The organism is Spirosoma agri (genome assembly GCF_010747415.1).
Classification (GTDB): domain Bacteria; phylum Bacteroidota; class Bacteroidia; order Cytophagales; family Spirosomataceae; genus Spirosoma; species Spirosoma agri.
Genome location: NZ_JAAGNZ010000001.1, coordinates 83,981 through 98,973, shown reverse-complemented (window position 1 = coordinate 98,973; position 14,993 = coordinate 83,981). Strand labels below are relative to the sequence as shown.

General features: G+C 50.8%; 13 protein-coding genes. 5 read left to right on the top strand and 8 right to left on the bottom strand.

Annotation, left to right across the window (positions count from 1 at the left end; translation table 11 throughout):
• Nucleotides 1-39: 39 nt before the first annotated feature.
• From GK091_RS00375 to GK091_RS00355, 5 genes are all read right to left on the bottom strand, one after another.
• The gene (locus tag GK091_RS00375) at nucleotides 40-435 is read right to left on the bottom strand and encodes a hypothetical protein (RefSeq protein ID WP_164034671.1); all 396 of its coding nucleotides are present in this window, start codon (nucleotides 433-435) and stop codon (nucleotides 40-42) included.
• Nucleotides 432-1,598: an acyltransferase family protein gene (locus tag GK091_RS00370; protein WP_164034670.1), complete on the bottom strand. Its 1,167-nt coding sequence runs from the start codon at nucleotides 1,596-1,598 to the stop codon at nucleotides 432-434. Before GK091_RS00370 ends, GK091_RS00375 begins: the two co-directional genes overlap by 4 nt.
• A gap of 62 nt (nucleotides 1,599-1,660) precedes the next feature.
• A complete protein-coding gene (locus tag GK091_RS00365; RefSeq protein WP_164034669.1) occupies nucleotides 1,661-2,434 on the bottom strand; it encodes a hypothetical protein in 774 nt (257 codons plus the stop codon).
• 281 nt (nucleotides 2,435-2,715) lie between these two features.
• Nucleotides 2,716-4,737: a glucosamine-6-phosphate deaminase gene (nagB, locus tag GK091_RS00360; protein ID WP_164034668.1), complete on the bottom strand. Its 2,022-nt coding sequence runs from the start codon at nucleotides 4,735-4,737 to the stop codon at nucleotides 2,716-2,718.
• Nucleotides 4,738-4,861: 124 nt separating this feature from the next.
• Nucleotides 4,862-6,013 carry a Gfo/Idh/MocA family protein gene (locus GK091_RS00355; protein ID WP_164034667.1) on the bottom strand — a complete coding sequence of 384 codons (1,152 nt, stop codon included), beginning with the start codon at nucleotides 6,011-6,013 and terminating at the stop codon, nucleotides 4,862-4,864.
• 491 nt (nucleotides 6,014-6,504) lie between these two features.
• On the opposite strand from GK091_RS00355, the gene GK091_RS00350 reads away from it, so the two are divergent.
• From GK091_RS00350 to GK091_RS00335, 4 genes are all read left to right on the top strand, one after another.
• Complete coding sequence (locus GK091_RS00350; protein WP_164034666.1) at nucleotides 6,505-7,674, top strand: XdhC family protein; 1,170 nt, start codon at nucleotides 6,505-6,507, stop codon at nucleotides 7,672-7,674.
• A gap of 242 nt (nucleotides 7,675-7,916) precedes the next feature.
• Complete coding sequence (ruvX, locus tag GK091_RS00345) at nucleotides 7,917-8,336, top strand: Holliday junction resolvase RuvX (protein WP_164034665.1); 420 nt, start codon at nucleotides 7,917-7,919, stop codon at nucleotides 8,334-8,336.
• A gap of 69 nt (nucleotides 8,337-8,405) precedes the next feature.
• Complete coding sequence (gene def / locus GK091_RS00340) at nucleotides 8,406-8,978, top strand: peptide deformylase (protein ID WP_164034664.1); 573 nt, start codon at nucleotides 8,406-8,408, stop codon at nucleotides 8,976-8,978.
• Nucleotides 8,979-9,023: 45 nt separating this feature from the next.
• Entirely contained in the window at nucleotides 9,024-9,809 is a 786-nt protein-coding gene (locus GK091_RS00335) for an amidohydrolase (RefSeq protein WP_164034663.1), read from the top strand.
• Here GK091_RS00335 and GK091_RS00330 read toward each other — a convergent pair.
• The gene (locus GK091_RS00330) at nucleotides 9,793-10,500 is read right to left on the bottom strand and encodes an HAD family hydrolase (protein WP_164034662.1); all 708 of its coding nucleotides are present in this window, start codon (nucleotides 10,498-10,500) and stop codon (nucleotides 9,793-9,795) included. The genes GK091_RS00335 and GK091_RS00330 overlap by 17 nt on opposite strands.
• A 215-nt stretch (nucleotides 10,501-10,715) precedes the next feature.
• On the opposite strand from GK091_RS00330, the gene GK091_RS00325 reads away from it, so the two are divergent.
• On the top strand, nucleotides 10,716-12,245 hold the full coding sequence (locus GK091_RS00325; protein WP_164034661.1) for a DUF4301 family protein: 1,530 nt from the start codon (nucleotides 10,716-10,718) through the stop codon (nucleotides 12,243-12,245).
• Between the two features lie 65 nt (nucleotides 12,246-12,310).
• Here the strand turns inward: GK091_RS00325 and GK091_RS00320 are convergent, their stop codons facing one another.
• Together GK091_RS00320 and GK091_RS00315 are read right to left on the bottom strand one after the other, a co-directional pair.
• Entirely contained in the window at nucleotides 12,311-12,805 is a 495-nt protein-coding gene (locus GK091_RS00320; protein WP_164034660.1) for an RrF2 family transcriptional regulator, read from the bottom strand.
• Between the two features lie 459 nt (nucleotides 12,806-13,264).
• On the bottom strand, nucleotides 13,265-14,956 hold the full coding sequence (locus GK091_RS00315) for an IPT/TIG domain-containing protein (protein ID WP_164034659.1): 1,692 nt from the start codon (nucleotides 14,954-14,956) through the stop codon (nucleotides 13,265-13,267).
• Nucleotides 14,957-14,993 lie beyond the last annotated feature (37 nt).

Genomic DNA, 14,993 nt, shown 5'->3' with positions numbered 1-14,993 from the left:
TTATTCTTAATTAATTAACGCGTTAATGCCCCGAAACGTTTATCGTTTCCACACTAACAAAAATGCGACGACGATGGAGGCAACAACAGAAAACCAGTAGATCATAATGACCCATCGTATCGGGATTTCCCACATTGGCGGGTGCGTCAGCGCCGTTTCGTCGTCAATGGCCACCGTACCATATTGGTTCCGGGTGTAGAAATCGTTCCAATCGGCATAATCAGCGAAATTGGCCAGCGTATCCAGCATGTCAGGGGAACTCAGTTCGGATGTCTCCCAGAATATTTGTAGGGCCCGTGCGTCTACAGGCTGTCGTGTATGTATCTGGATAAGCTCGCTCAACTGCGCAAAATCGCGGGGCCGCCAATGTGAGGATGGCTCCCAGCGCAGGATGCGTTCGATCTGTTCTTTAAGGTCCTTTGTGTGCTGACTCACACCTTAATAATAACATTTTTTCGGTACATCCACCACAGAATGCCAAACCAGATCAGTACGAAGGTCAACGCTCCGGCCAGTGACGCGTTGATCGGATCGGCAAAAAGCGGGACGATGAAGGAACGATACAAATACTCTTTCAACCCCAATTCCGTCCCGTCTGCCTGCTTTACGTGGATCAGGTTCATGATGCGCGGAATCAGTCCGGACAGAAAAAATACGGTGATGGCATTTACCCCGAAGGCTACAAATGGCAACACACCCCAGCGGGCATTTCTTACATCAATCAGCCAGTAGCAGAGGGCCAGAACAACCATAGCCAGGCCACCGGCCAACAGAACGAAGGAGCTGGTCCATAATGCTTTATTGATCGGAAAGAAACTGTTCCAGATTAGGCCGGCCAAAGCCACCAGACAGCCAGCGGTAAAAAGTCCGGCGACTTTCTCGGCTGCGGATCGATTCGCGCGTAACCAGGTTCCGGTCAAAACGCCCAACAGTCCGGTTCCGATAGCGGGGAGCGTACTCAACAACCCTTCCGGGTCCCAGACCTTAGCGGGTTTGTAAACGTGGGCGGGAGTGATAAACGTCCGGTCGAACCAGGCGGACAGATTCGTTTCAGGATTGAGATTTGCGTAACCAACGCCAGGAACGGGCACCTGCGTCATTACCAGCCAGTAGCCAATCAGTAAACAAACGAGCAGATAAAGTTGCTGACGTGGGGTCGTTTTCAGAAAGATAAGCGAACAGGCCAGATACACCAGTGCGATTCGCTGCAACACGCCCGGAATCCGTACGGTTGACACATCGAACTTCGGAAAGAAATTAAGAAAAAGCCCAAGCAGGAACAGCGTCAGGCTACGCTTCACAATTTTTCCGACAATGCCGTTTGCCAGCGTAGCTTGTCCTTTGGCTCCGGCCAGGGCGAACGTAATCGATACACCGACGATGAACAGAAAGAAGGGAAAAATCAGATCAGTGGGTGTCCAGCCGTTCCACGGAGCATGTTCCAGTGGGGCATAAATGTGGCCCCAGTCACCGGGGTTGTTGACCAGAATCATAGCCGCAACGGTCAAACCCCGAAAGAAGTCGAGGGACAGCAACCGACTGGAAGCAAGCGGGGAATTCTGAACGTTGGCCGTACTTGTCGAAACGAACGATTGCATAAAAAGCCGGGGATCGTTGGAGCGAAGGTTTCCCCGAATATACGACAAGTAAGGCTAAAAGGTCAACCAAACACTTTTGCCAGTTTCTTTTCCAGATCGGCTTCCAGTTTCAATAAACCTTCTGTGTTCGACAAGTACGTTAGGGCGCGGTGATGCCGCAGATCGAATGGAATATCACCGACGGACTGCGTGATGGGAATGACAATTTTGCCGAGCGTATGCGCTACGCCCGTCTCGTAAAACACGTTCGGATTGCGGTCCGTAAAATCGGTGATAACCGCCTTCGACGTATAAATCAGATCGAACACATCCTGAATCAGAATACTATTGTCCCAGATATCATCGGCCCGCTTACAGGCAATACCCAATTTAGCGCATACGTTCCGGATGGCGGTATAGGTTCCGTTGAATCTACTTTCAAACGGCATCATAACGGAGAGCACATTCGATTCAACCTGCTTGTCCGGAATTCGGAATACATCCGGAGCAAATGTGATAACCCGATCTGGCGTAGCGGTGTGAACGGTCGAAACAAAATCCGGCACTTCCCGAACGGGTCGCGTCATGGTTGCTTTTTTGGCTTCCACAAAATGCTCAAGCTCGTGCAGATTGCCGCTGCTTTCGCTGATCAGTTTTGACAATACCTGTAAGCTATTTCCCTCATAATCATCATCTTTAAAGTCCAGACTTCGGAGCAGTCGCGGATGATCTTCGATCAATTCGACACTATCGGTGAGGTAGCCCACCTTGATCCAGTCCGACTTGGTGAAGTGATCCTGAATGAATTCATGCAGGTCAAATAACCGGCGGGTTCGATATTTATTTTGTCTCGTCATCGTGTTGATAAACGGCCCGATATAATACAACTATTATATAATCATACAATGATATCTAAAATCTATATTACAATGAAACTTCAGCGAAATTTTAATGGATTTTACGCAACTCTCCTTTTCATCAATCTTCGGCATTGTCGTCTTTTTTTTCAGGAAGAAAGGCGTAGGCTATTTTCGCTGACGAAGCACTTTTACTGGTAAAGGACACAAAAAAGCCTGCCCTCTCTATTCCAGATTGGGGCAGGCAGTACTCAATTTTATACTTAGCAGTCCGTAGTACGTTAGAAGCGCCAGCGGACGAAAGCTTCCATAGCTTCGTATTCGGCCAAACCTAATCGGTTGTACAGTTCCGCCGTGCCCCGGTTGCGCTCTTCGGCACGTTGCCAGAACTCCCGCGAATCGGTTCCCTGATACACGACGCCATCTTTCTGCGACTGGTGCTTGAAGATACCGAACCGTTTTTTCGTCACCTGATCGGGCGACATTGGTACGGCCATTTCGATTTCGTGAATATCCCACTCCGCCCAGGCTCCGCGATAAAGCCAAACCCAGCAATCTTTCATGAAGTCTTTATCTTTCAGGCGACGAACGGCTTCGAGCACAGCGTCCAGGCACACTTTGTGCGTACCGTGCGGATCGGCAAGATCCCCAGCTGCGTAGATCTGATGCGGCTTGATCGCTTCGATTACGGCCATTGTGATCTGTATATCGGCCTCGCTGAGCGGTTTTTTGGCCACTTTGCCCGTCTCGTAGAAAGGCATGTTCATGAAGTGAGCCTGCGTAACCGGAATACCTACGAACCGACAGGTAGACTTTGCTTCGCCCATGCGAATCAGTCCTTTCACGTAGCGTACTTCAATGGTATCCATTTCGCTATCGTTCTTTTCCCGCAGCGATGCAGCGGCATCCTGGAAAATCCGGGTTGCTTCGGGACTATCAATGCCAAACTTGGTATTGAAATCGACAACGTAGTCAGCAAAACGCAGGGCTTCATCATCCGCAACGGCAATGTTGCCCGATGTCTGATAACCGATGTGTACTTCGTGACCCTGATCGACAAGACGCTGGAACGTACCGCCCATCGAGATAATATCATCATCGGGGTGCGGACTAAAGATCAAGCACCGTTTTTTGGCGGGTTGCGCCCGTTCCGGACGGTTGGTATCGTCGGCGTTGGGTTTACCACCCGGCCAGCCCGTAATGGTATGCTGAAGCTGGTTGAAAACGTCGATATTGATGTCGTACGACTGACCATACTGGGCCAGCAGGTCACTCATACCGTTGTCGTTGTAGTCGCGGTCCGTCAGCTTCAGAATTGGTTTGCTAAGGGCTAGTGACAGATACGTGACCGCCTTCTTCTTCATATTGTTGTCCCATACAACCGAATCCACCAACCAGGGTGTTTTCATACGGGTCAGCTCAGAAGCCGCTGCGGTATCGATCACAAACAGGGCGTTCGGATGCGTTTGCAGATACGAGGCTGGGTTTAGTTCAGTAACCAGTCCCTCAACGGCACTACGAATAACAGGTGCTTTGCGTTCGCCCCAGGCCAGCAACACCACACGCCGAGCACCCAGGATGCTGGAAACGCCCATGGTAATGGCTTTACGGGGTGTTTTTGGAAGACCACCAAAATCGGCTGCGGCTGCGGCTCGGGTCGAGTTGTCGAGCATCATCAACCGCGTGTGCGAATTGACGAGCGACCCCGGTTCATTGAAGCCGATGTGGCCGTTACCACCGATACCGAGCAGCTGAAAGTCCAGTCCGCCAGCGGCTTCAATGGCCGCTTCGTATTTCTTCGAAAATCCGGCAACCTCGTCGGGTCGAAGGGTTCCGTCCGGTACGTTATAGTTTCCTTTCGGAATGTCAACGTGATCGAACAATTGCTCCCGCATGAACCGCCAGTAGCTTTGCAGCGAATCAGGCTCCATAGGATAATATTCGTCCAGATTGAACGAAACGACATTATGAAAGCTCAGGCCTTCTTCGCGGTGCATCCGAATGAGTTCGGCATAAACCGTTTTGGGTGATGACCCGGTTGCCAGCCCTAATACGCAGGGTTTGTTTTCGCTTTGTTTCTGCCGAATCAAGTCTGCAATTTCCTGAGCCACAGCCCGCGATGCATCTTTGGCATCGGCATAGATGTGAGTAGGAATTTTTTCGTACGTAATGGCCGACTGGATTGGACCACCCGTAGGTGAATCCACGCCCAGCATGGATGTGCCCAGCATGGACGTGCCGGTCAATAAGTCGCCTGGTAGTTGCCCGTCCGGGTTGTCGAGTAGTTGAGACTCCGAGGTCATGCGCTATGCGGAGGAATTGGTAAGACAGCGCAAATGTCGCAAAAAATCAGGGAGTTCGTACTGCCCGAAAGGCTTGTCAGCCCATATTTTTAAATTTTTTTATTAATGTGTCCCACCAACCCTTTTATTCGAATGACTGTCGAGCCATCTGATCTGCATCTACGGCGGTTTGCAACGAGTCCAATCCGTTTTCTTCCCGAATAATTCGGTGCATTTCAGGGTAATGAATGGCGTTGACCTGATCCCGGAACATAAGCCGGAGCAACTCGCTGTAGAGATGCTGCTTCTCTATTTCAAACCCGAATTTGATCTCTATCTGCTGGTAAGCGTTGAACTCCTTATGACGTCCGCGCAACGGCTGATCCTTGCCACCAATATTGGCGGTTACGTTCAATTGGGCACCGGGGAACAAATCCAGTAAGGCGCGAGTCGTTTCTTCATCGGCAACACAGCGCAGGACCATTCGGGTTGGTACCCATTCCTGAAGGGTAATGTCACCCCGCTCAAAAAGAAGACGCATTTCCTGCCGATCCATGCGGCCCGTCTGGGTAAAGCCATGGTAGAAGTTAACCAGTTTTCGACCCGTTTCATCGTCACCGTATTCAACCGTAGCCTGAACCTGATCTTCAATATCTTGGCTGTCCGGACGTTTCACGATCTGAGCCGCTTTAACGGTTCCCTGACCGAGCCAGCCCGCAAACATATCGAAGAAGTGGACACCGTGTTCGATAAAAATACCACCGCTCTTTTCCCGATCCCAGAACCAATGCTCAGGCGATAATCCTTCATCACCGGCGTAGTTTTCGAAATAGCCGTGCAGAAAATCGCCGAGTAACTTTTTATCGATCAGGTGTTTAATACGAGCAAACATCGGGTTGTACCGCTGCATCAGGTTCGTGACCATCAGCAGACCCTTTTGCCGGGCGGTGTCAAGCATTTCCTGACCCTGTTCGGGATTCATGGCCAGCGGTTTTTCGCAGATTACGTGTTTACCTGCGTTCAGAGCCAGCATGGCCTGCTCGTAATGCAGAAACGGTGGTGTGGCAATGTAGACCACATCGACCCCCGGATGACTCACTAATTCTTCAAGACTACCCAACTGCTCGGCTCCGAATCGCTTGGCTGTTCGAACGGCCTCTTCCCGTTTCGATCCGGCAATGGCCACCAGTTTTGTATGAGGTGTCTGTAAAAATTGCTGAACGGCAAACAGACCAAAGCCACCCATACCAATAACTCCAATTCCGATTTCGCGTTCTTTTGCCGAGGTTGTTTCCATAGTCTTGTGTGTTGTATCCATGTACACAACCGTCGGATGCGTCTTTATGTTAAGGAATCGAGCTTTTTAGACCGTAAACCAGCCGTTCGTGCTCAATCGCCATACCGGAAGTTTATGGACTGACGCACGGGGGACAAATAGTCACACGGGGGCTATTGATCTGGACTATATGAATGGGGGGTGATTTACCATCCGCTACATGATCTGGAATGCGTTGTGTAGAGACTATTCGGACAAAATTGCGTAACTTGAGCTACCTGCTGGTAATGAACTTATGTCAACAGAAGACAGGCGAATGATTGAGCGCGATTCTGGCCATCCCACCCAATGCTCATGTTTGATCTGGATAATCCTTCTCAGGCGGGTAAGCTATCCTCAATACATAAAACAGATTCGTATCGATACCGTTATAGTTCTTGTATTACCTCTATTCCAGCCGGGATAGCACGACGAACGGGGGTCCTATCCCGGTCAAAAAAGCATCATCGTTCATGAAAGAAATAGTCCGCATTGTTGAGGTTTTTGGGCAAATCGACTTTTCGCAACGCAAAGCCGCATTGGCTACCGTTGTGTGGGTCGAAGGATCGTCATACCGTCGGCCAGGTGCGCGGATGCTGATTACCGACGATGGACGCTGGGAAGGGGCCATCAGTGGCGGCTGCCTGGAAGGTGATGCACTCCGGAAAGCGCGTCAGGTGATGCTCGATGGCGCGCCCATCGTTGTCACTTATGACACGATGGATGACGGTGCGAACAGCTTCGGTGTTGGGCTGGGGTGCAACGGTATCATTGACATTCTGATTGAACCGATCGATCCAACCGATGCTCAGAATCCAGTGGCGTTATTGGATGAATTCATTCAAAAACGCGACGTTCGGGTGCTGGCGACCGTCTTGAAAAGCGATGACTCTACCGGCCTCAGCGCGGGAAATCGATTCGTTCTTACCGATCAGACGGCCAATCTGATTCCAGACTGGTTACAGGATGATATGTTGACGGTCTTCGACACGGGCAAACCGTTGACGCAGGCTTACTCCGTAGAAGCAGGAAGTGCGGAGGTGTTCATTGAGCGGATCGACCCCGGTATCGAACTGGTTATTTTTGGCGCTGGCTACGATGTGGTTCCCGTGGCGAAGCTGGCCCGCGATCTTGGCTGGCACGTTACCGTCACCGACGATTGTGTGGCCCATCTGGCTCCCAAGCGGTTTCCGGTCGCCACCTGCGTACTTTTTGCCGATCGGCAGGCCGTTCTCGATAAGCTTACGATTACGAACCGAACAGCGGCTGTACTGATGTCGCATAATTTCAATTACGACCGGGCTGTCCTACAGGCACTATTAACGACTGATGTTCCCTACATTGGCATGTTAGGTCCGCGCAAACGGTTTGATAAGATGCAGGCCGAGTTTGAAAAGGATGGATTGACTTTTTCCGAAGCGGGGCTGGACCGGGTTCATGCGCCCATTGGTCTGGATCTGGGGGCCGAAACACCCGACGAAATTGCCCTATCCATCATGGCTGAGATAAAGGCGTTTTTCACGAACGGATCAGGGGGCTTCCTGAAAGAAAAATCCGGACCCATTCACGAGCGGCTGGCGAACCGGCAGCGGAATTTCGCACCTCAGTCCGACTTGACGGTCTCTACTATCAACTCGAACTAGCGCTCTACCAACGGTTTAGCTAGACTAAGCTCCCGATTGGCCCGTTACCGTAGACACCAGGCCCAGGCGGGATCTTGATTAGGCCAAAATGCTGGTCAATTTACAGTTGCAAACCAGAGCGAATGAGCATTAGCCTGTTTCATAACTGGTCTGTATTCGTGTGTTTCAACTACGCGAACTTCTGACACTGTGACAAAATAGTATCCTCAAACTTCCCTCAATGTTGTACCTTTGCGCTTGATATGGCGCGACTCTTAGCTATCGATTACGGAGCAAAACGGACGGGTATTGCAGTAACGGACCCGTTGCAGCTCATTGCTTCGGCGCTGGAAACCGTGCCGTCTCATGAACTGATCAAGTACCTGAAAGCATACGTCGCCCGTGAACTGGTCGAAGCGTTTATCGTTGGATTGCCCAAGCGGCTCGATGGAACGGACACGGACAACACCCCCCGCGTTCGGAAGTTCGTGACGCATTTGCAGAACGCTTTGCCCGAGATTCCGGTTTATTGGCATGATGAACGCTTCACGTCAGTTATGGCGCTGCAAGCGATGATTGCCAGTGGAAGCAGTAAAAAAGACCGTCGGGTGAAGGGTAATATTGACAAAGTCAGTGCTACGATCATTCTTCAGTCGTATATGGAAAGCAAAAAAGATCGATGATGACCATATCCGGTATGAGTCAGTCCGCACTCAGCTATTATGCGTTCGTTATCGATCATTATTAAAGATATGATTCTCCCAATAATTGCCTACGGTGACCCGGTACTGCGAAAACGGGCCAAAAACATTGAACCCGGTAGTCTTGATGTCAAGACCTTGAGTGAAAACATGTACGACACCATGTATGCGGCCTCAGGTATCGGATTGGCGGCACCGCAGGTTGGTCAAAGCGTTCGTATGTTCGTGGTCGATGGCGAACCACTGAACGAAGATGAGGAAGAAGAAGACATCGATCAGAGCCTGATTGGGTTCAAAAAGGTCTTTATCAATCCTGAAATCATTGAAGAAGCTGGCGATGACTGGGGCTTTGAAGAAGGCTGCCTGAGCATTCCCGGTATTCGGGGTGAAGTGTTCAGACCCGAAATTATCGTTATCCGTTACCTGGATACTGACTGGAACGAGCACGAGGAAGAATACGATGGCATGGCGGCCCGCATTATCCAGCATGAGTATGACCATCTGGAAGGTAAACTCTTTACCGATTACCTGCCCACGCTCCGCCGGCAGCTGATCAAGAAAAAACTCTCCGACATCACGAAAGGAAAGACCGACGCAGAATACCGGATGAAGTTTCCGAAGTAATACCGCTGCCAGTCAGTTGAGCAACTACCAGTCCGGCCATCACTCATGAATATCACGCTCCTTCAGCCTACCTTATACTGGCACGATCCCGTGGCGAATCGGGCGATGCTGGAGGAGCAGATTTTTTCCCTGGCCGAACCGACCGACCTGATCGTTCTTCCCGAAATGTTCACCACTGGCTTCACCATGGACGCGCAGGCGATGGCCGAGCCAATGAACCTGACAACGTTCCGATGGTTGAAACAGATGGCAGCCCAGACCAGAGCCGTCGTTACGGGTAGTTACGTGGTGAAGGAAAAAAATAGCTATTTCAACCGTCTCATCTGGATGCAGCCCGATGGACAGTTCGACAGCTACGACAAACGGCATTTGTTTCGGATGGCGGGCGAAGATGGTATCTACACCGCCGGCGAACAGCGACTGATCAAAGAATGGAAAGGCTGGCGGATCTGCCCGCTCATCTGCTACGATCTGCGCTTCCCGGTCTGGAGTCGTAACCGAACCGAAACGTCCACCGATTTTGCGTACGATCTGCTGCTCTACGTAGCCAACTGGCCTGCTCCCCGACGCACGGCCTGGAATACACTCCTTCAGGCGCGTGCCATCGAAAACCTGAGTTACGTGGCTGGCGTTAACCGCGTCGGCGAAGACGGAAATGGTCATGTTTACGCCGGTGACTCCGCCCTGATTGACTTCAAAGGTGATGTTCTGTTCAGGCAGACCGATCGTGAAGCGATTCATCAGCAAACGCTATCACTGGACGATTTGCGGACTTTCCGCGAAAAATTTCCGGCCAATCTGGATGCCGACGCCTTCACAATACGTCAGTAGTCGTCATCTTCGTCAATAGATCGATCAGCTCACGGGCGCTTTCCAGCGTTGTGAACGACTTTCCGACCAGATGCTCCTCGCTGACCCGCTCGTGCTCCCAGGTAACCGAGTAGGGAATGTGAATAGCCCGCCCACCAATGTGCACAACTGGCAAAATATCTGATTTCAGGGAGTTACCGATCATGACAAACTCGCTGGGCTGAACGTTGTATCGTTTCAAAATTCCCCGGTAAGCCTGCTCGTTCTTTTCACTGACGATCTCGACGTGCTTGAAATAGTGGGCCAACCCCGACCGGGCGATCTTACTCTCCTGATCGAAGAGATCCCCTTTTGTCAGCACCATCAGGTCGAACTGTTGGGAAAGCGTGTCCAGAACATCCGGAATCCCATCGAGTACGTCGATGGGGAAATCCAGCAATTGCCTGCCGACATCAATGATCTGCTGAATTTCGTGCCCCGTAATTCGTCCATCCGTCAGCTCGATCGCCGTTTCGATCATGGACAGAATAAAGCTTTTGGCTCCGTAACCAAAAAGCCGGAGATTACGTATCTGAGCATCATAAAACCGGTGCGACAGGGTTTTCTTGTCGATATGGTGCGAGAGCAGTTCGCACAGTTTGTCTTTCACATTGACGTAATTAGGCTCATTGACCCACAGCGTGTCGTCGGCGTCGAAGGCGATCAACTTCATGATAATCGTATAGAATATGGGGCAAAGGTAGAAGAACCGGACCAATCAGAAATAGCCTTATATGGGTTAACAATTTTCCCATTCGCCGGTTAAACTCAACTAGCTGGTCTCCCAGTCCCTAAATTACCGCACTTGAGCAAAAATTTGATTTGCGTGATAATCGCGAAATAGCCAATTTGCCTTTCGTTCCTAACGTTGTTATTCCCATTCCCTTTATGCAATTTACTGAGCAAGATCAGGACCAGATTCTGGCACAGGGCGTTTCCTCTGAGCAGATTGATAAGCAGATAGCGTACTTCGTCAATGGTTTCCCGTATCTGAATGTTATCAAAGCCGCTACCATCGGCGACGGTATTGTCCGCATCGATGACGATCAACTGGCAGCCTATATTCATCGGTTCGATACAGCGGCTCATGAGCGCGATCTGGTTAAATTTGTCCCCGCTTCCGGTGCCGCTACCCGCATGTTCAAGTCGTTGTTTGCCGCGCTGGATGGTAAGTCAGACAAAGCGACGGACGAGTTCTTTGCCCGGTTAACCGACTTCGCCTTCTACGATGATTTGAAAGCGGTGATGGCCGACAAAGGCGAGGATCTAGACAAAGCCGTAGCCGAAAACGACTGGCAGCCAGCCCTTCGTCAAACGGTTCTGCGGTTCTTACTGACTGACCAGGGGCTGGAATATGGTAGTCTGCCCAAAGGGCTACTCAAGTTTCACCGCTATTCCGACGGGCCACGTACGCCCGTTGAAGAACATCTGGTCGAGGGAGCGGCCTATGCCAATTCCGACGGGTTGGTGAAACTTCATTTCACCGTATCGCCCGAGCACCGTGAACGCTTTGAAACGCTCATCGACGAGCAGCGTGCTGATTATGAAGCCTGGCTTGGCGTAACCTTTGCGATCAGCTTTTCTGAGCAAAAAAAATCGACGGATACGATTTCGGTTAATCCGGACAATTCCCCCTTCCGTAATCCCGACGGCTCTCTGCTGTTCCGCCCGGCGGGGCACGGTGCGTTGATCGAGAACCTCAACGACATTGACGCGGATATCGTCTTCATCAAGAACATCGACAACGTTGTTCCGGATGATATCAAAGAGCAAACCGTTACTTATAAAAAAGTTCTAGCGGCTGTACTGCTCGATGCACAGCAGCAGATTGCCCGGTTACAGGGCTTGCTGGAAGGTGAGCATGAGGTAAGCGACGGCTATCTGGCTGAAGCCGATGAGTTGTTCCGGCGGACACTGTTCACGCTCCCCCCCGAAGGCTTTGAGAACCTTAGCAAAGAAGAAAAACTAGCGTACTTCCGCAAGAAACTAGATCGTCCGGTGCGCGCCTGCGGAATGGTTAAAAACGTGGGCGAACCCGGTGGCGGTCCTTTCTGGGCCCGAAATCAGGATGGATCGGTATCGCTTCAGGTCGTTGAATCGGCACAGATTGACCTGGACAATCCGCAACAGAAAGCCATTTTCGACGAAGCGACGCACTTCAACCCGGTAGATCTGGTTTGTGGCCTGAAAGATCATCACGGTCGTAAGTACGATCTGGTCAATTACCGCGATCCGCTAACCGGATTTATCACGGCCAAATCGAAGGACGGTAAGGAGCTCAAAGCCCAGGAGCTGCCTGGTCTATGGAATGGCGCTATGGCCGATTGGAACACAATTTTCGTGGAGGTTCCGCTGATCACATTCAATCCGGTCAAAACGGTCAACGATTTGCTTCGGAAAGAACACCAGCCCCAATAGAATAATCGACAAAAAAGGGGTTTATTCTGAGTCAGAATAAACCCCTTTTTTTATATAAAAATTGGCTAGGCTGTCATTCGGTTAGCTGACGTTTCGGCCAGTTCAGCACTGCCGGCTCCAATGGCAATTTCTTTCGTTTCGAGTGAGTCAAGATTTTGAAACGTAAGCAACGATGTGTTTTCATAAACGCCCAGATTAGCATCCCGAACGCGCTCCATAATCGGCTTCAGTGCGCAGGTTACCTCATCGATGCAGTCATCGCATTTTACGTAAAAATTGAACGATACGCAGGGCGTTGGCGCGATAGGTCCGTCGATAACCCGCAGGACCTGGGCCAGATTGACCCGCCCCGGATCGACACGCAACAGATAACCTCCTCCCTTGCCTTTCTGACTTTGAAGAATGCCGTGGTTACGAAGGTCCAGAAGGATCGCTTCCAAAAACTTTTTGGGAATATTCTCCTTCGCTGAGATGTATGAAATCAGCACGGGTCCTTTTCCATACTCTTCGGTCAATACCTTAAGCGCTTTAATAGCGTACTTGGCTTTTTTAGAAATCATCCGTTACAGTGATAGTAGGTTAGACAATAGTAGTGGTATAATCGCGAGGCTGGCAAGTGGCGGATCACTTACCAGTATACTGACGCTCAACATCAATCGATTCATGAGCGCCCAAACAAACTGACAGCCGTAATAAAAAACTACAGGGCTGTTGATGGCAGCATAATTTTTTGAACATGCGGCTACTCTCTTAAAGTTCAATAGAGTTAATCGGGTGTTAGACGCACTTCTAGTATTCAGGTAACAGAATTTGCCGATTGTGTAAAAATATCTTCTTCGTTTTTGCCAGCACGCTACCGGAATAACGAACAGCTAGTCTGACTAAAACCAAGCTCCGACTTGGCTTTGATGGCTAGATTGACAGGCCAAGCTGGAGATTAGCCTAGCCGGTAAAAGAAAAAAGCCGGAGCAAAGCTCCAGCCCTTTCGTGCGACACCAATATGAAAATATAAGAGTAGTCTACTGATCGTAGTTTGTGTTTTTTGGATCGAAATTGGTCCAGCCAGACAGCCAGTTTTCGGTATTGAACGCACCCCGGTAGGGAGCCGACACGAAGTACGCATCGGAGAGCTTACCACCTGTTATAGCGTTAGCTGACGCTAACAGTGCAGAGCCCGAACCCGGCATGAAGTTTGGCGACGTAAGGGTGAAGCTACTCGCATTCAGCAATAGCGAAGCCAGATCCGTCGATGCAATGATGGTGTTCTTACGAGCAGCCAGCGAGAAATAGGTCGTTGCCTGATCGTTCGTGATATTACCCGCGCCCCGAACAGCTGTCAACGAGTTGGCTACCGTTACCCCCTGTACTTCCAGGTTACCATTGTTCGCATTGGTCAGCGTACCCGTTGTTGTACCGTCCAGACGCAGCCCTTCGGGATAACCAACAAATACCGAGTTGATGATACTGATGGCCGTGTTCCGACGCAGGTGCATGGCCGACTGATACGAGCCGCTACCACCTGTGCTCGACGTTGATGCAGTACTTGGCGTACCGCTCGTTAGAAAGCCGCTGAAATTGGCGAAAGTTGGCTGTGTCAACGGCAGACCGTTATTAGCCGTCAGTGGTGTACCGCCTGCATTTTCACCGGAGTTGAAGTTGTCCGACTCGAAGCAGTTAGAACCCGACTGGTCAGCTACTTGTGGATCGCGCAATGATACACCGAACTGTACTTTACCGGTATAGCCCCAGTCCGTATCGAAATCATCGTCGAAACCACGGTAAGCAACCAGGTATTTGGCATTAACAGTGCCACCAAACCACTCGTAGGAGTCGTCACCGCTGTAGGAAACCTGCACGTGATCGATCGTTGTACCCGATCCAACACCGTACATCGTCAATCCGTTGATTTCGCTGTTGGCTTCGTTCGTCAGCGCGATACCGCCAAATTCAATACGCACGTAGCGCAACGTTCCCGAATTGTCCGTAGACTCGGTGAATGCGCCAAGCTGAATGCCGATACCACCTTCAGTTGCCTGGCTGGCGGGCCGGTTGTGTGGTGCTTTGCCGATCAAGACAATGCCACCCCAGTCGCCATAATTCCGGGCACCAGCCGCACGGTTCGAGGTAAAGACAATAGGCTGTTGCCCGGTACCGGATGCTTCCAGACGGGCACCTTGCTCAACGATCAGCGTACCCCCTTTTTTCGAACCGGTCGGATCTTCGTCCACGGTACCTCCTTTGATGATCGTTCCGGGTTGAATGGTTACGACCGCACCTGATTTTATGTTGACAAACCCTTTGAGCAGGTAGACGTTACCCGCTGTCCATGTTTCGCTGGCCGTGATACTACCAGCCTTTGTGATAACAGGTTTTGCACTTAACGCGAAAGTGGGCCCTTGTGCCGACTGACCGTTGGCCGTTACCGAAATGGGCGAACCGGCGCTAGCGGGAACAATAACCGATAGCTGGGTCGATGAAGCGGCAACGACTGAAGCAGAAACCGCACCGAAGGTTACTGTATTGCTGGCTGGAGTCGAGTTGAAGTTAGTACCGGTCAGGACAACAGTTGTGCCGACGGGTGCCGTTGTTGGGCTGACAGCCGTGATGCTGAGCACCGGAGCGGGTGAATCGTCGTTCTTACAGGACGAAATGAAGCCGACAAGTCCTGCTATGAGTATAAACAGACTTCCCCACCGAATGAACTGATTCATAAGTAACATTGATTTGGTTTGTAAACGGTCAATTGGT